Annotated in this window: 13 protein-coding genes; 6 read left to right on the forward strand and 7 right to left on the reverse strand. The window is 72.2% G+C overall.

Annotated elements, in window-relative coordinates:
- Positions 1–21: 21 nt before the first annotated feature.
- From C8K30_RS18265 to C8K30_RS18285, 5 genes are read right to left on the reverse strand one after another with little or no spacing between them, the layout of a single operon-like run.
- Entirely contained in the window at positions 22–1,053 is a 1,032-nt protein-coding gene (locus C8K30_RS18265; RefSeq protein ID WP_108494365.1) for a LacI family DNA-binding transcriptional regulator, read from the reverse strand.
- A 4-nt stretch (positions 1,054–1,057) separates the two neighbouring features.
- The gene (locus C8K30_RS18270; RefSeq protein ID WP_199230553.1) at positions 1,058–2,272 is read right to left on the reverse strand and encodes a sugar ABC transporter permease; all 1,215 of its coding nucleotides are present in this window, start codon (positions 2,270–2,272) and stop codon (positions 1,058–1,060) included.
- Complete coding sequence (locus tag C8K30_RS18275) at positions 2,269–3,111, reverse strand: ATP-binding cassette domain-containing protein (RefSeq protein WP_233257259.1); 843 nt, start codon at positions 3,109–3,111, stop codon at positions 2,269–2,271. The genes C8K30_RS18270 and C8K30_RS18275 overlap by 4 nt, the downstream gene beginning before the upstream one ends.
- Complete coding sequence (locus C8K30_RS18280) at positions 3,108–4,319, reverse strand: substrate-binding domain-containing protein (RefSeq protein ID WP_108494302.1); 1,212 nt, start codon at positions 4,317–4,319, stop codon at positions 3,108–3,110. Before C8K30_RS18280 ends, C8K30_RS18275 begins: the two co-directional genes overlap by 4 nt.
- On the reverse strand, positions 4,316–5,434 hold the full coding sequence (locus C8K30_RS18285; protein WP_199230554.1) for an ROK family transcriptional regulator: 1,119 nt from the start codon (positions 5,432–5,434) through the stop codon (positions 4,316–4,318). The genes C8K30_RS18280 and C8K30_RS18285 overlap by 4 nt, the downstream gene beginning before the upstream one ends.
- A gap of 346 nt (positions 5,435–5,780) precedes the next feature.
- On the opposite strand from C8K30_RS18285, the gene C8K30_RS18290 reads away from it, so the two are divergent.
- The 3 genes from C8K30_RS18290 (at position 5,781) to C8K30_RS18300 (ending at position 8,988) form a co-directional block, all read left to right on the forward strand.
- Positions 5,781–7,067, forward strand: a complete 1,287-nt coding sequence (locus tag C8K30_RS18290) for an ABC transporter substrate-binding protein (protein ID WP_369940398.1) — start codon at positions 5,781–5,783, stop codon at positions 7,065–7,067.
- A gap of 134 nt (positions 7,068–7,201) precedes the next feature.
- A complete protein-coding gene (locus C8K30_RS18295) occupies positions 7,202–8,104 on the forward strand; it encodes a carbohydrate ABC transporter permease (protein WP_108494304.1) in 903 nt (300 codons plus the stop codon).
- Complete coding sequence (locus C8K30_RS18300) at positions 8,101–8,988, forward strand: carbohydrate ABC transporter permease (protein ID WP_108494305.1); 888 nt, start codon at positions 8,101–8,103, stop codon at positions 8,986–8,988. The genes C8K30_RS18295 and C8K30_RS18300 overlap by 4 nt, the downstream gene beginning before the upstream one ends.
- 116 nt (positions 8,989–9,104) lie before the next feature.
- On the opposite strand, the gene C8K30_RS18305 is transcribed toward C8K30_RS18300, so the two are convergent.
- Positions 9,105–9,848 carry a hypothetical protein gene (locus C8K30_RS18305; protein WP_108494306.1) on the reverse strand — a complete coding sequence of 248 codons (744 nt, stop codon included), beginning with the start codon at positions 9,846–9,848 and terminating at the stop codon, positions 9,105–9,107.
- A 192-nt stretch (positions 9,849–10,040) separates the two neighbouring features.
- Here C8K30_RS18305 and C8K30_RS18310 point away from each other — a divergent pair, with 192 nt between their 5' ends.
- Together C8K30_RS18310 and C8K30_RS18315 are read left to right on the forward strand one after the other, a co-directional pair.
- The gene (locus C8K30_RS18310; RefSeq protein ID WP_108494307.1) at positions 10,041–12,323 is read left to right on the forward strand and encodes a sensor histidine kinase; all 2,283 of its coding nucleotides are present in this window, start codon (positions 10,041–10,043) and stop codon (positions 12,321–12,323) included.
- A complete protein-coding gene (locus tag C8K30_RS18315) occupies positions 12,320–12,979 on the forward strand; it encodes a response regulator transcription factor (protein WP_108494308.1) in 660 nt (219 codons plus the stop codon). The genes C8K30_RS18310 and C8K30_RS18315 overlap by 4 nt, the downstream gene beginning before the upstream one ends.
- Here the strand turns inward: C8K30_RS18315 and nhaA are convergent.
- Positions 12,976–14,847, reverse strand: a complete 1,872-nt coding sequence (gene nhaA, locus C8K30_RS18320; protein ID WP_199230555.1) for a Na+/H+ antiporter NhaA — start codon at positions 14,845–14,847, stop codon at positions 12,976–12,978. The two genes, C8K30_RS18315 and nhaA, sit on opposite strands and share 4 nt — an antisense overlap.
- Before the next feature lie 559 nt (positions 14,848–15,406).
- Here nhaA and C8K30_RS18325 point away from each other — a divergent pair.
- Positions 15,407–15,909: DUF222 domain-containing protein (locus tag C8K30_RS18325; RefSeq protein WP_146197522.1), on the forward strand; the 503-nt coding region annotated here is incomplete at its 3' end.

Here is a 15,909-nt window from a genome sequence, read left to right on the forward strand (position 1 = left end):
AGGTCCAGGCCAGGCCCGGTGTCAACGGGGTCTGCGCTCCCCGCTGCCCCGGGTGACCACCCGGGTCGGCACGACCACGAGCTCAACGGTCCGGTCAGGGTCCGCGGACCGCGCGACGGCCAGCTCGGCGGCACGCCGGCCCATCTCGACGGCGTCGTAGGCCACCACCGTGATGCCCAGCAGGTCGGCCAGCTCGAAGTCGTCGAAGCCCACCACGGCGATGTCGTTACGGCCCCCCGCGCCCCCCGCGCCCCCCGCGCCGCCCGGAGCGTCCCGCAGCGCCTGGAGCGTGCCGACAGTTGCCCGGTTGTTCGCGGCCAGCACCGCCGTGGGGGGATCCGGCACCGCGAGCAGCTCGACCATCAGGTCCCGGGCGGCGGCGGCCGAGTGGGCGCCGGACCGGACCAGCCGCTGCGCGTCGGACACACCGGCGTCGCGCATGGTGGCAAGGAACTCGTCGCTGCGCTCCTGGTAGGTCCACAGGTGGGGCTCGTCGCCGACGAACGCGATGCGGCGGTGCCCGTGGGCGAGCAGGTGCCGGGTGGCGGCCCGCGTGCCGCCGCGGTTGTCGATGACCACCGTGTCGACGTCCATCCCGGCCGCCGGGCGGTCCACGACGACCACCGGCAGCCCGGCGGCGATCTCGCCCCGCAGCGCCGAGTGGTCCGCCCCGGCCGGGGTGACGATCAGGGCGCCGACCCGGCGCTCGAGCAGCTCGCCCGTGAGCGACCCCTCGCGCTCGGGGTCCTCGTCGGACGACGCCGTCAGCAGCTGCAGCCCGTGCTCCCGCAGCTCCCGCTCGATGCCGCTGGCCAGCGCGGAGTAGAACTGGTTGGCCAGGTCGCCCGTGATGAACCCGACCAGCCTGGAGAAGCCGCCCCGCGCGAGGTCGGCCGCCACCGCGTTGCGCCGGAAGCCGAGCGAGGCGGCCGCGTCCTGCACCCGCTCGCGGGTGGCCGTCGCCACGTTGGGCTCACCGTTGAGCACCCGGGACGCCGTCTTCAGGCTCACCCCGGCGGCCTGGGCGACCACCGCCAGCGTCGGACGACGCATCACGTCAGGCCTCCCTTCGCTTGCGCACCAGCATGTCGATGATGATGGCCAGCAGCAGGACCGCCCCGGTCACCATGTACCGCGCCGCCTGGTCCACGTTCATCAGCGTGAGCCCGTTGGCGATGGACTGGATGACCAGCACCCCGAGCACCGCCGACCACGCGCTGCCGCGGCCGCCGAACAGGCTGGTTCCGCCGATGACGGCCGCGGCGATCGCCACGAGGTAGGTGTCGGCTCCGCCGGTCCCCTGGTTCGCGGCGCCGAGCCGACCCGCCGCGAGCACGCCGCCGAGCGCGGCCAGGGTCGAGCACGCGACGAAGCAGAGCACCACCGTGCGCTGCACGGGCACCCCGGCGAGCATCGCCGCCCGCCGGTCGCCGCCCACGGCGCGCACCGACCGCCCCCACCGCGTGCGGCGCAGCAGCACGTCCGTGACCACGACGAGCAGCGCGAAGAGCACCACCGAGTACCCGATCCCGCGCGCCGTGCCCAGGTAGGCCACTATCGCGGACAGCACCGCGGCCAGGACGAGCGTCCGCACCACGATCTGCGGCACGCTCGCGGAGGCGAGGTCCGCCCGACGGCGTCGGGCCCGGGCCGCCACCCGCACGGCCGCGGTGGCGACCACGACGACGGCGACCAGCGCCCAGGCGACGCCCGTCGGCAGGAAGCCCTGCTGGACCGAGAGCACGAACCAGGACTCGAACGGCAGGTTGATCGACCCCAGCGGGCCGAGCACGCGCAGCTGCACTCCCGCCAGGAACAGCAGCCCGGCCAGGGTGAACACGAAGCTGGGCAGCCCGAGCCGCGTCGAGAGCGCGCCGTACCCCAGCCCGACCACCACCCCGCAGGCCAGCGCGGCGAGGATCGCCAGCGCCACCGGCCACCCGAGGGTCACCGAGCCGACGGCGACGACGGCGGCCGCGAGCCCGCTGACCGATCCCACGGAGAGGTCGATCTGGCCGACCAGGAGCACCAGCACCACGCCGAGCGCGATGACGCCGACGGGCGCGCTCTGCAGCGTGAGGTTGACGAGGTTCTCGGGGGCCAGGAACGCGGGGTTGACCGCGCCGAGCACGATCCAGATGCCGACGAGCGCGACGACGATCGGGAGCAGGCTGTTGCCGCCGCGCACCCGCTGCCAGACGGCGCCGGGCAGGCCCGCGCCCGAGAGCCCGGCGCCGGGGGCGCCGGCCTGTGCGTTCGCCGGGGCGGTCATCGGCGCACCGCCCGGGTCGGGCCGGGCTGACCGCTGGGCCGCTCGGTGCCGGGCTGCTGCGTGCCGGGCTGTTGCCCGCCGGACTTCTGCGCGCCGGCGGGCTTGGCCCCCGGCCGCACGGCGCCCGTCATGGCGGCGAGCAGGTCCTCGTAGGACGCGTCGCCGTCGAACACGTCGTGCACGCGGCCGAGCCGCAGCACGAGGATGCGGTCGGCGACGGCCTGCAGGTCGCCGGCCTGGTGGCTGACCAGGACGACGGCGTGCCCGCGCTCGCGCAGCCGGACGATGAGGTTGAGCACCTCGGCGGTCTGGCGCACGCCGAGGGACGCCGTCGGCTCGTCGAGGATCACCACGCGCGGCGAGCCGAGCAGCGCCCGGGCCACGGCGACGACCTGGCGCTGCCCGCCGGACAGGGTGCGGACCGGGTCGCGCACGGTGGGCACGCTGGCCGCGAGCTGGTCGAGCAGGCGCCACGCCTCGCGCTCCATGGCCACCTCGTCGAGCAGTGGCCCGCGCACCGTCTCGTGCCCGAGGAACAGGTTCTCGACGACGTCCAGGTCGTCCACGAGCGCCAGCTCCTGGAACACGGCGGCGATACCGAGGGCCCGCGCCGCGGCGGGCGAGTCCAGCACCACGGGGCGCCCGTCGAGCAGGACCTGGCCGGCGTCGGGCCGATGGGCTCCGGCAAGGACGCCCGCGAGCGTGGACTTGCCCGCCCCGTTGTCGCCGACGACGGCGAGCACCTCGTGCTCGTGCACGTCGGCGTCCACGTCGACCAGGGCGCGCACGCCGCCGAACCGCTTGGAGACACCCCGCAGGGACAGCACCGGGTCGCTCATCGAACCGCCTCCCCCAGGGTCGCGGGCGCGGCGCCGGACAGGTTGCCGGACAAGTTGCCGGACAGGTTGCCGGACAAGTTGCCCGGCGCGGCGTCGGCGTCCGGCCCGATCAGCCCCGCGCGCTCGCACGCGGCCTCGTAGGCGGGCACGCAGATCTCGTCCGTGGAGTACACGCGCCCGTCCACGATCACGTGCTCGACGTCGGCGGCGCCCACGGCGCGCGGCGCCAGGAGCTGGGTGGGGACGCCGCCGATGACGGCGGTGGTGCGCGGCTCCTCGCCGCGCAGGACGCGCACGGCGAGCTCCGCGGCCGTCTGGGCCTGCTGGTCGGTCGCCTTGTAGACGGTCATGTACTGGTCGCCCGCGAGGATCCGCTGTACCGCGGAGAGCTCGCCGTCCTGGCCGGTGGTGATCGGCACGGGGTCGAGGCCCGCGGCCTTCGCCGCGGCGATCGCACCGCCTGCTATGCCGTCGTTGGCGGCGAGCATGCCGTCGACCTGCCCCGGGAACCGGGTGAGCATGGCCTCGACCCACTCGGTCGCCTTGTCCGGGCTCCAGTCGGGTGTGTAGTACTCGGCGAGCACGTCGATGTCCTCTCCCTCGAGGGCGCGGCGGGTGCCGGCCGCGATCGCGAGCGCGTTGGGCTCGGTCGCGGAACCGTGCACCAGCAGTACCCCGGGTCGCCCGCCGTCGGCACTTTCTTCTGCTCTTTCCATGACGGCGCCGACCAGGGCGGAGCCCAGGAGGAAGCCGATGAACTCGAAGTCGTACGAGACGTAGTAGTCCGCACCCTCCAAGAACCGATCGTAGGCGATCACCTTGGCTCCCAGCCGCTCGGCCTGCACGACGATCCCGGCGGCGGCGATGGTGTCGACGGCGTCGAGCACCAGGACGTCGGCGCCCTGGGCGAGCATCGACTCCGCCTGCTGGAGCTGGGCGGCGGCGTCCTGCCCCGCGTTGGCGTACAGCACGGTGCAGCCCGGGCACCGGCGGTCCACGACGGACACGAACGTGGGGCGGTCCGACGCCTCGTAGCGCGCGGTCTGCGCCTCGGGCAGCAGCAGCCCTATCGTCCCCTCGTGGGCGGCCCCCTCAGCCCCCGCCGGCCCGTCCGGGTCCACGGGGCTGCAGGCGGCGAGCCCGAGCACGAGCGCGAGCCCGGCTGCCGCCACCGCCCGCCTCCCCCGCCATCGAGCACGTGTGGTCATGAGCCCACTCCCAGGGAGCCGAACATCCGCGCCTGGTCCAGGGCCGCGGCCAGGGCGCCGCGGACGCCGGCGTCGGCTCCCAGGGCGGAGGGCACCACGTCGACCGGACCGCGCGACGTCGCGACGATGCGCTGGCCGAGCGAGGTGCGCAGCGGTTCGAGGAGCAGGTCCCCGGCCTCGGCGAGCTGACCGCCGATCACAACGACGTCGGGGTCGACGAGGTTGCACAGGTTGGCCAGCGCCACGCCGAGGTGCCGTCCGGCGTCGAACACGACGCGGCGGGACCCGGCGTCGCCGTCGCGCGCCCGGGCCACCAGGTCCGCGAGGGTGAGGTGCCCCGCCTCGGGCGGGAGCATGGCGAGCAGGCTGGACGCGCCGACCAGCATCTCCAGGCAGCCGCGGTTGCCGCAGCGGCAGACGGGACCGTACTCGTCGACGGACACGTGCCCGATCTCGCCGGCCACCCCGGACCGGCCGTGCACGGCCCGGCCGCCGAGGACGAGCCCGCCGCCCACACCGTGGGAGACGCGGATGTAGGCGACCGAGTCGTGGCCTGCGCCCGCGCCGAACCGGGCCTCCGCGATCGCGGCGAGCGTCGAGTCGTTGTCCGCGGTCACGGGGACGTCGAGCTCGGCCCCGAGGATCTCGTCGACGTGCACGCCGTCCCAGCCGCGCATCATCCCGACGGTGACGACCTGACCGGTGCGGATGTCGACGGGTGCAGGCACCCCGACGCCGACGGCGAGCAGCTCGGACGGGTCGGCGTCCACCGACTCCATCATCTCCCTGACCAGCATCGCCGTGCGCTGCAGGCCGGCGTCGGCCCGGTGGTCGGGGGCGAGCGGCATGTGCTGCTCGGCCAGGACCCGCATCGACGCGTCGGCGAGCGCGACGCTGAGCGAGCGCATGCCGAACCGGATGCCCGCGACCACGCCGAGGTTGCGCGCGAGGGTGACCTGCAGCGCCCGGCGGCCGTTGCGCGTGGACTGTGCGGTGTGCAGCACGCCCGCGACAGTGAGCTCCTTGACGATGTTCGAGATGGTGGCCGGGGACAGCCCTGTGACGCCGGCCAGCTCGATCTGCGTGAGCGACCCACGCTGCTGGACGGCGCTCACGATCCGGGCTCGGTTGGCCTCACGCAGTGAGGTCTGCGAACCCGGTGTTACCCGATCCGCGCGCACAGCGCCCAGGGTAACCGCCTTCCGGCGTGCTCCGGCCTGGAATGACGGGTTTGGATACACAAACTGAACGTTCAGGTCACGATCGAGCGACGCTTGCGTTCATTTCTTGACACCAAGGACCTCGGGCCGTTCGATAGGACCCGGGTTCACGGGCGTACAGGCGCGCCCGGCCGGTCACAGGAACGACGTCGTCCTGAGCGCGAAGAGACTTAGCCTTCGCCGCGTACGACGACTTCCCGGGTCGGTGCTCCAGCGACCGAGGAAGGTTGAGGGACCCCAGATGCGAGTGAACCGGAGGATGACCGCGACGGTGGCGACAGCCGCTGTGCTCGGTCTCACGCTTGCCGCGTGCGGCGGCGGCGACACGAGCGGTGACGACGGCGGCGAGGGCGGCGGCGAGCAGGTCGAGGTGTTCACCTGGTGGGCCGCGGGTTCCGAGAAGGCCGGTCTCGACGCGATGGTCGGCGTGTTCGACGAGCAGCACCCCGACATCGAGTTCGTCAACGGCGCCGTCGCCGGTGGCGCGGGCTCCGCTGCCAAGGACCTGCTGCAGACCCGTCTGCAGGCGCAGGACCCGCCGGACACGTTCCAGGCCCACGCCGGCCTCGAGCTGCAGGACTATATCGACGCCGCACAGATCGAGGACGTCTCCGACCTCTACGACGAGTTCGGCCTGACGGACGTCTTCCCGGCCGACCTGGTCGACCGGCTCTCCACCGAGGACGGCGCGATCTACTCGATCCCGTCGAACATCCACCGCGCGAACGTCGTCTGGGCCAACCCGACGGTGCTCGAGGACAACGGCATCGACCCCGAGGCCGAGTACGCGGACCTCGACGCGTGGATGGCCGACCTCGACAAGCTCGACAAGGCCGGCGTCACGGCGCTGTCCGTCGGCACCACCTGGACGCAGGTCCACCTGCTCGAGACGGTGCTGCTCGCCAGCCTGGGCGCGGACGCGTACAGCGGCCTGTGGGACGGCACCACCGACTGGGAGAGCGCGGAGGTCACGAGCGCGCTCGAGAACTTCGAGACGCTCATCGGCTACACCAACGAGGACCGCGACGGTCTCGACTGGCCCGAGGCGACCCAGATGGTCATCGACGGCGGCGCGGCCTTCAACGTCATGGGCGACTGGGCTGTCGCGGCGTTCGAGGAGCAGGACAAGGTGCTCGGCACGGACTTCACGGCGGCCCCGGTTGCGGGCACCGACGGGACGTTCGACTTCCTGGCCGACTCGTTCACCCTGCCGGTAGGCGCCCCCGACCCCGACGGCGCGAAGGCATGGCTGGAGACCGTCGGCTCGCTGGAGGGCCAGGTCGCGTTCAACAAGGCGAAGGGCTCCATCCCGGCCCGGACCGACGCCGACCCTGCTGACTTCTCGGAGTACCAGCAGACCGCCATCGACTCGTTCGCGAACGACACGATCGTGTCCTCGCTGGCGCACGGTGCGGCGACCCCGGTCGCCACGCTGAACGCCATCTCGGACGCCACGAGCAAGTTCACCACCGGCGCGTCCGACCTCGCCGGGTTCCAGTCCGAGCTGGCTGCTGCCGCGCAGGGCTGACCACCCGTGCCGACCGCTCCGGCGTGACGCACACCGCCGTACGTCGCGCGCCGTCGGGCCAACCCCGACGGCGCGCGGCTGCGCCCACCGCCTGCCCACCACAAGCCGGCCACCGGCCCACCTGAGGTACCCACATGCTCAAGAAACTGCGGCGAGTCGGACCACCGCTCCTGATGCTCGCCCCGTCCCTGATCCTCGTCGGCGTCTTCGTCTACGGGCTGATCGTCGCCAACTTCACCACGTCCCTGACGGACAACCACACGGCCGCGCAGGCCACCGGACAGAAGCCGGCCGTCGTCGTGTGGTTCACGAACTACATCGACCTGCTGGCGAGCGAGGACTTCCAGCACTCGCTGATGAACCTCGTCCTGTACACGGTCGTGTTCCTCGCCGGGACCATGGTCATGGGCTTCCTGTGGGCCTGGATGCTCGAGAAGCCCATGAAGGGCGAGGGGATCTTCCGCTCGGTCTACCTCTTCCCGATGGCGGTCTCGTTCGTCGCCTCGGGTGTGGTGTGGCGCTGGCTGCTCAACTCCAACCAGGACGAGCAGGCGTCCGGCCTCAACCGGCTGTTCCAGATGGTCGGGCTCGACGCCCTGCAGAACAACTGGTGGAACAACGTCACCTTCGGCATCATCGCCATCGCCATCCCCGCGATCTGGCAGCTCTCCGGCTACGTGATGGCGCTGTTCCTCGCCGGGTTCCGCGGCATCCCCGACGAGCTGCGCGAGGCCGCCCGGATGGACGGCGCCTCCGAGTGGAAGCTGTACCGGCACGTCCTGTTCCCGCAGCTGTCGCCGGTCGCGCTCTCCGCGCTGATCATCATCGGCCACATGTCGCTCAAGGCGTTCGACCTCATCATGTCGATCTCCAAGCCGGCGAACTACCAGACCAAGGTTCCGGCCGTCGACATGTTCGTGTTCAAGTCGAGCTTCGACTACGCGAACGCCGCCGCCGTCGGCTCGATCCTGCTGATCATCGTCGCGATCGTCATCGTGCCGTACCTGATCCGCACGAACCGCGAGGAGAAGCAATGACCGCCGCCGCCGAACAGCTCACCGCGCACCGCCCGGCGGCCGTCCCGCCGACCCTGCGGACGGGCCGGTACTCCATGGCCCGCACCCTGAAGTACCTGGCGCTGATCTTCTTCCTGATCGTCGTCCTGATCCCGGTGTACGTGCTGCTGGTGACCAGCTTCAAGGGCACTGGCGACGCCGACCCGAGCCGCGCCTGGGCCCTGCCCCAGCTCTGGACCCTCGAGAACTGGCAGACGGCGTGGACCGCCCTGTCGCCCTCGATCCTGCGCACCATCGCGGTGGTGGTGCCCAGCTCGATCATCTCGGCGTTCCTCGGGTCGCTGAACGGGTTCGTGCTGGCCCGGTGGAGCTTCCGCGGCGCGGACATCGTCTTCACCGTGATCCTGTTCGGGATGTTCATCCCCTACCAGGCAGTGATGATCCCGCTCACCCAGCTCGTCCTGAACCTGGGCCTGCCGAGCGGCGTGCCGACGCTGATCCTGCTGCACGTGGTCTACGGCATACCGATCACGACGCTGATCTTCCGCAACTACTACACGACGGTGCCGCACGAGCTGATCGAGGCCGGGCGCGTCGACGGCGCGGGCATGCTGCGGACCTACTGGTCGATCGTGCTGCCGCTCTCGATCCCGAGCTTCGTCGTGGTGCTCATCTGGCAGTTCACCTCGGCCTGGAACGACTTCCTGTTCGCCGTGTTCTTCTCGTCGTCCCAGAACGGCCCCGTCACCGTGGCGCTGAACAACCTCGCCAACGGCGCGCTGCTGCAGAACTACGGCGTCTCCATGGCGGGTGCCTTGTTCGCGTCGCTGCCGACGCTGATCGTGTACATCATCCTCGGCAAGTACTTCGTGGGCGGCCTGATGTCGGGCTCGGTCAAGGGCTGACCCGGAGCCCGTCCCTTGGTCGTGGGCGCCACCGTCGCGCCTGCGTGTCCGTCGCACCTGTGACGGACGCGTAGGCGCGACGGTGGCGCCCACGACCAAGGGGCCGGTCACGCGACTCACTCGACTCGTCTGGCGGCGGGCAGGTCGAACTCGTCGTTGGTCATCCGCAGGAGGGCGACGCCGACGCCGGTGAACCCGGCCGCGGCGACGAGTAGGCCGATGCCCTGGCCAACGTGGTGGGGAATGAAGGGATGCGTGACACCGCCGACCAGGACGGCGATCCCCACCCAGGCAGGGACGTACCGGCCCCGCTGCAACGCGACGCCGAGCAGCCCCAGCCCGAAGACGATGCCGACGACGAACATCAGCGAGGCGACGCCGAGCAGGGGCTCCTGGTGCAGCGCGTCGTCCAGGGCGGCCATCGAGGTCACGTCGAGGTCGTGCTGGACGGTGACCAGGGCCGGGGTCTCCACCCCGCCGAGCAGTGCGATGCCGACCAGGAAGCCGGACAGGGCGACGGCGGCGCCGACAGCGGTCAGCCGCGGGGCGCCGCGCCGGGCGACCCAGGCGACCGCGATGGTGGCGGGGATGAGCGTGACCACGAACACCGCGTCCAGCCACTTCAGGGTCTCCAGGAGCTCGGTGTGGGCGGCGAGCTCGGTCACGGACTCCTCGAAGCTGAGGTCGCCCGCCGCGGGGGTCAGCAGGTAGTAGACGCCCTTGGCGAGCATCGGCAGCGGCAGGATGATCGCGAGCAGGATGCGCCAGAAGCCGCGGGTGTCACGCAACGGCCTGGCCCGCACGGGGCCGACGGCGGGCGCGGGGCCGGTGGGGAGCGGGGGCTCGGTGGTGGGAATCATGGGGTCCTCCTTGGACGGGCGAGCACTGATCTGGACGGGCGAGCACTGACGACCTGATCGTCGGGCGCCGGCCGTTCCCGCGGACAGGGTCAAGGCTCACCGGAGGTTCCCGCGTCCCCGGGACAACCTCCCGATACCCGGGAACCCCGCTCCATTGCGGGTACACCCGTGACCGGTCAGGGTTGAGGCATCGTGACCGGCACCCTGAGCGAGCGCACCTGGTCACCGCGCACCCATCCGGTGCCGGCGGCGGGCCTGCTGCTGGCCGTCGCCGTCGTCGGGGTGGGCGTCACGGTTGCCGCGCTCGCGACGTCGGACGCCGCCCCCCGCGACCAGGTGGCCGAGATCGCGACGACGCTCGCCTACGTCGTGCCGTACGCGCTCGTCGGCGCGTTCCTCGTCGCGCGCCGTCCCGATCTCCCGTTCGGCTGGCTGCTCTCGGGCTGCGCCGCGGTCGTCGCGGTCGGGCTGGCGGTCGCCTCGCAGTCGTACGCCGCCCTCAGCCGCGGGGCGGACAGCCCGCTGCTCGAGTACGGCTGCCTGCTGGCCACCGTGCAGTTCCTGCCGGTAGCGGTCCAGGGCCTGGTGAACGTCAGGTTCCCGAGCGGCCGGGTCACGTCGCGGTTCGGCCGGGTGCTGAACCGGCTGCTCGTCGCGGGGATCGCGCTCGGCCTGGCCGGGGGGCTGCTCGGCGACTGGTCGCTCGACCTCGACCGCGTCGACGGCACGACGACGACCATCGGCAACCCGCTGACGAGCGGGACCGTCGTCGGGGAGGCCGCGATGCTGCTCACCGCGGCCATCCCGCTCGTGATCCTGGTGGGGATCGTCGCCGGGCTCCGGATCGTCCGCCTGGCCTGGAAGGCCACCGGCGTCGAACGCGACCAGCTCCGGTGGCGTGCGTACGGCGTGGTGCTCTCGCTCGCCCTGTTCCCCCTCGCCGCCACCGAGACGCTGCCCCTCGCGGTGAACCTGGCGGACGGGCTCCTGTTCACCGTCACGCTGGTCATCCCGATCCTGCGCTACCGGCTGTGGGCCATCGACAACGTCATCCGGAGGTCTGCGGCCTACCTGCTCGTGACGGTCCTGGTCGCCGGCATCTTCGCCGCGTCGGCGGCCGGTGTCACGGCGCTCCAGGGTGAGCGGGTCGGGCTGGTGACCGCCGCCGTGGTCGCGGCGCTCGTCTTCGGGCCGGCGCTGCGCCGCAGCCAGCACCTGGTCGACGAGTTCTTCTACGGCCACCGCAGCGATCCGCACCGCGCCTTGCGCGACCTCAGTCGGCGCCTCGACGCCGTCGCCGCGCCGGGCGAGGTCCTGAAGACCGTGGTCACCGCGGTCGCGGACTCGCTCCGGCTGCCCTATGTCGCGATCGAGCGGCCGGGGGACGGCTCGGTGCTGGCCCAGCACGGCAAACGGAAGCCCGCGGACGTGATCGGGGACGTGATCGGGGACGCGGGCACGGACGCGGGCACGGACGCGGGCACGGACGTGAACGCGGACGCGGGCGGGGGCACGAACGCGGGCGCAGACGCAGACGCAGACGCAGACGCGGACGCGGACGCGGACGTGGACGCAGACGCGGACGTGGACGCCGACGCGGGCGCAGACACCGAGCTCGGCCGCTGGCCGCTCATGTCCCAGGGCACGCCCGTCGGCATCCTCGTGGCCGCACCGCGCGCCGGGGAGTCCACGCTGGACGCGCGCGACCGCGCCGTGCTGGCCGACCTGGCGCGGCAGGCGGGTGCCGCCGTGCACGCAGAGGCGCTCACGGTCGACCTGGTGGCTTCCCGGCAACGCCTTGTCGAGGCGCGCGAGGAGGAGCGGCGCAAGCTGCGCCGCGACCTCCACGACGGCCTGGGCCCGCTCCTGACCGGCATCGGGCTCAACCTCGACGCCCTGCGAACCCGGCTGACGGCCGGCGACGGCGATCCGCTCGCGCTCCTCGCCCGCGCCAAGGACGCCTCCAGCCAGGCCATCGCCGACCTGCGCACGGTCGTCTACTCCCTCCGCCCGCCCGCGCTGGACGACCTCGGTGTGGTCGGGGCGATCACCGCGCACGTGCGCCGGATGGCGGACGGCAGCACCGTCGACGTCGCGGTCGAGAGCGACCACGACCTGCCGCCGCTGCCCGCCGCGGTGGAGGTCGCCTTGTTCCGCATCGCTGTCGAGGGCGTGACCAACGTGGTCCGCCACGCCGGGGCGCGCGCCTGCCGGATCCGGCTCGACGTCGCCGACGGGAACGCCGTCGTGGAGGTCGTGGACGACGGCCCGTCCGGCCTGCCGTGGGCGCCAGGCGTCGGCACCGTCGCGATGCGCGAGCGGGTGTCCGAGCTCGGCGGGACGCTGGAGATCGGACCCACCGAAGCGGGCGGCCGTCTCCGGGCCGTGTTCCCGCTGGCGGCGGCGCCGCGAGCAGAGCCACCCCGAACAGAGCCACCGCAAGCAGGGCCACCGCGCGCGGAGACGAAGGCATGACGGCCGAGGAAACCATTCGCGTCGTCATCGTCGACGACCACCAGCTCGTCCGGCAGGGGCTCGAGGCCGTCCTCGCCTCGGACGCGGGCGTCGCCGTCGTCGGGCAGGCCGCCGACGGCCGGGCCGCGGTGGAGCTCGTCGTCGATACCGAGCCCGATGTCGTGGTGATGGATCTGCAGCTGCCGGAGCTGTCGGGCCTCGAGGCCACCCGGCAGATCCTCGCGGCGCGGCCCGGCACCGCGGTACTGGTGCTGACGATGTTCGAGGACGACGGCACGGTCCATGCGGCGATAGCCGCCGGCGCCGTCGGCTACCTCCTCAAGGGCGCCGACGGGGAGGACATCCTTGCGGCCGTGCACTCCGCCGCGGCCGGCCAGGCCGTGTTCGGCGCTGCCCTCGCGCAGCGCCTGCGAACCTTGTTCGCGGGCGGCCCCGCCAGCTCCGCGGCGTCGTTCCCCGAGCTCACGGAGCGCGAGCGGCTGATCCTCGACAAGCTCGCCGCCGGCCTCACGAACGTCGAGATCGGCCACGCGTTGTTCCTCTCGCCCAAGACGGTGGCCAACAACGTCTCCATGATCCTGGCGAAGCTGAACCTGTCCGAGCGCGGCCAGGCGATCGTGCTCGCGCGCGACGCCGGGCTCGGGCGGTCAGGCTAGGTCGCCCGCACCGCCGTCGTGCTCTCCAGGGCGCGGATCAGCGACTGCGCGTCGTACGGCCCGGTGTGCCTGCGCCCGTTCACGAAGAACGTCGGGACGGCGGTGATCTCCATCGCCTCGGCGTCGAGCACGTCGTCCCGGACGCGCCCGGCCACCTCCGGGGACACAAGGTCCCGCTCGAACCGCTCGACGTCGAGCCCGAGCTCCTCCGCCCGCCGGACGATGTCCGAGGGGAGCTGGTTCTCCTGGTCGAGCAGCAGGCTCCGCTCCATGTCGAAGAACTTGCCCTGCAACGCGGCGGCCTCCGACGCCTCGGCCGCCGCGACGGCGTTCGGGTGGTACCGGTCGAGCGGCGCGTGCCGCCAGACGTACCGGAGCCGGTCGCCGAGCTCGCGGTGCACCTCCTGGATCGCGCCCGACGCCTTCGAGCAGAACCCGCACTGGAAGTCGCCGTACTCGACCAGCGTGAACGGCGCGTCGGCCGGGCCGTACACGTGGTCCCGCGCGGGGTCGACCGGCCGGAGCAGCGTGGCCCCGGCCTCCTTCGCCGGGTGCACGCGGTCCGCGACCTTGAAGATCACGGCGGCGAGCAGGAACGCGACGACCGATGCGGAGAGCACGCCCACGCGGGCCTGGTTCTGGATCGCCGGGTCGTCGATCGCGAGGTCGACGATGAACAGGGAGATCGTGAAGCCGATGCCGCACAGCGCGCCGCCTCCGGCGAGCCGGTCAAGCGTTAGCCCCGGCCCCAGGTCCCCGATCCGCAGGACCCGCATGACGGCACCCGATCCCAGCACGCCGACGAACTTCCCGACGACAAGACCCACCACGATCCCCCAGGTCACTGCCGAGCCCGACGCAGCCGCCAGGATCTCGGGATTGATCTGGACGCCCGCGTTCGCGAGCGCGAAGAGGGGCAGGATCACGTAGGCCACGTACGGGGCGTAGGCGGACTGCAGCCGCTCGTTGATCGAGATGGACTCGCGCAGGCTGTTCGCCGCGGCCCGTGCGTAGTCGCTGTTCGGCGACTGCCGGAACGTGCGCGCGAGGGTCAGGGCGTGCTCGACGTCGCGTCGGCTGGGCCGGTACACCGGCACCAGGAGCGCGATGGCGACGCCGGCCAGCGTCGGGTGCACGCCCGACGCCAGGAACGCGAGCCAGACGATGATCGAGAGCGTGGCGTAGATCGGCCCGCGCCCGCTCGGCACGTACCGCGTGAGGTAGACGCCGGCCAGGCCCACCGCCGCGACCAGCAGCGGGAGCGGATCGAAGCTCTCGGTGTAGACAAGCGCGATGATCGTCAGGGCGCCGATGTCGTCGACCACAGCGAGAGCCAGGAGGAAGACGCGGAGCCTGCCGGGCGCCCGCGGGCCGAGGAGCGCGAGCGCGCCGACGACGAACGCCGTGTCCGTCGAGATGACGACTCCCCACGCCTGCTCCCAGCCCGACCCCTGGCTGATGAGCACGTAGAGGACGGCGGGGACGACGAGCCCCGCGACGGCGGCCACCACCGGGACCACGGCCCGGGACCAGCTGGTGAGCTCGCCGATCGCGAACTCCCGCCGCACCTCCAGGCCCACGGTGAAGAAGAACAACGCCATCAGCGCGTCGTTGACCAGGGCGTGCAGCGTGAACTCGACCTGGAAGTCGCCCACGCCCAGGTTGAGGTGCGTGTCCCAGAACTCGGTGTACGAGGCGAACGAGGCATTGGCCCAGACGATCGCCGCGACCGTCCCGAGCAGCAGCAGGAGCGCGCCCAGGCGGCTCTGGCCCAGCGTGCGGATCCACTCCGCGATGGACGGCCACCCGCGCCCCGGGTCGTGCGTCTCGGGGTCGGGCGATCGCTCGATGACCGTCAGGTTCGCCATCACTTCTCCTGTCGCCACGACGGACCTCCACGGGAGGATCTCCACGGGCGGGCCGCCAAGAGGAACCACTACGAGGAAGCGGGCGGCCCTGCGGATCAGGCTAGTGCGTGTGCCGCCGGGCGGCCGGTCGTTTCACCCGTCGGCGGACCTCGGCCCACCATCCTGCGCCATCCGGCCCTGCGCGTCCACGCACACAGCACCGTCCTCGGTTGGCTTCGTCAGCTTGGCCGGACCGCCGCGAGCTCCACGGCGCCAGTCTTCCCGCGCCCACGTCTCGCGAAGTTCGACGGCGGACGTGTTCTGGCTCGTGAGCGGACTGCGCGCGTACCCCCAGGAAGCGCGGCGATCGCACCTGGTCGATCCTCTCCAAGTCCTCAGTGCGGACGCCCTTACCAGCGGGACTTCCGGAGGGCCCCGTAGGCATCTCGATGAGGGTCGTGAAGAGTTATCCACAGATTTCAGATCGTACTCGCATGCCATACGAATGTTCGAGACAATGGTGTCAGCGAACAACAAGAGATCAAGCGGACGACGACGGGGTGGGGGGTGGTGGTGGCCGGTGGTGCAGTCGACGAACAACATGCCCGGTGGTCTGCCGCCCGCGGACTCGGTCGAGGAGGCGTTGGCCCGGATCGAGGCGGCGGTCGGTGACCTCGCTGGTCTGACCGGTGCGGAGGTGTTGGACGGGTGGGACGCGCCGAGCATCACGCGGTTGACGCAGGCGCATACGCGGATTCGTCGGGTGACGGGCCGGTTGGACGGGGTGCGGTTCACCCTCCTGCCTCGGATCGAGGCTGAGGGGTCGTGGCGGTCGGGTGGGATGGCGCGGGCGTTCACGACCTGGCTGCGGGTACGTGAGGGTGTGTCGTCCTCGACCGCGAGGAAGGACATGACGATCGCGCGCCGCCTGACCACCGCGCTCCCGGTCACCCGGGAACGCCTGGTCGCGGGGACGCTGGGTGCGGACCACGCTCGGGTGATGACGGAGGTCGCACCGACCAGTGAGACCCGTCAGGATGCGTTGGCGTGGCTGATCGATGTTCGTACCGGGGAGACGACCAC

The sequence above is a fragment of the Promicromonospora sp. AC04 genome (assembly GCF_003058225.1).
Classification (GTDB): Bacteria; Actinomycetota; Actinomycetes; order Actinomycetales; family Cellulomonadaceae; genus Promicromonospora.

Bases quoted from the DNA above. Each gene is read 5' to 3' on its own strand.
- C8K30_RS18265 (WP_108494365.1), bottom strand. From the start codon at position 1,053: ATGCGTCGTCCGACGCTGGCGGTGGTCGCCCAGGCCGCCGGGGTGAGC.
- C8K30_RS18315 (WP_108494308.1), top strand. From the start codon at position 12,320: ATGACGGCCGAGGAAACCATTCGCGTCGTCATCGTCGACGACCACCAG.
- C8K30_RS18290 (WP_369940398.1), top strand. From the start codon at position 5,781: ATGCGAGTGAACCGGAGGATGACCGCGACGGTGGCGACAGCCGCTGTG.
- C8K30_RS18275 (WP_233257259.1), bottom strand. From the start codon at position 3,111: ATGAGCGACCCGGTGCTGTCCCTGCGGGGTGTCTCCAAGCGGTTCGGC.
- C8K30_RS18305 (WP_108494306.1), bottom strand. From the start codon at position 9,848: ATGATTCCCACCACCGAGCCCCCGCTCCCCACCGGCCCCGCGCCCGCC.
- nhaA (WP_199230555.1), bottom strand. From the start codon at position 14,847: ATGGCGAACCTGACGGTCATCGAGCGATCGCCCGACCCCGAGACGCAC.
- C8K30_RS18300 (WP_108494305.1), top strand. From the start codon at position 8,101: ATGACCGCCGCCGCCGAACAGCTCACCGCGCACCGCCCGGCGGCCGTC.
- C8K30_RS18270 (WP_199230553.1), bottom strand. From the start codon at position 2,272: ATGACCGCCCCGGCGAACGCACAGGCCGGCGCCCCCGGCGCCGGGCTC.
- C8K30_RS18295 (WP_108494304.1), top strand. From the start codon at position 7,202: ATGCTCAAGAAACTGCGGCGAGTCGGACCACCGCTCCTGATGCTCGCC.
- C8K30_RS18280 (WP_108494302.1), bottom strand. From the start codon at position 4,319: ATGACCACACGTGCTCGATGGCGGGGGAGGCGGGCGGTGGCGGCAGCC.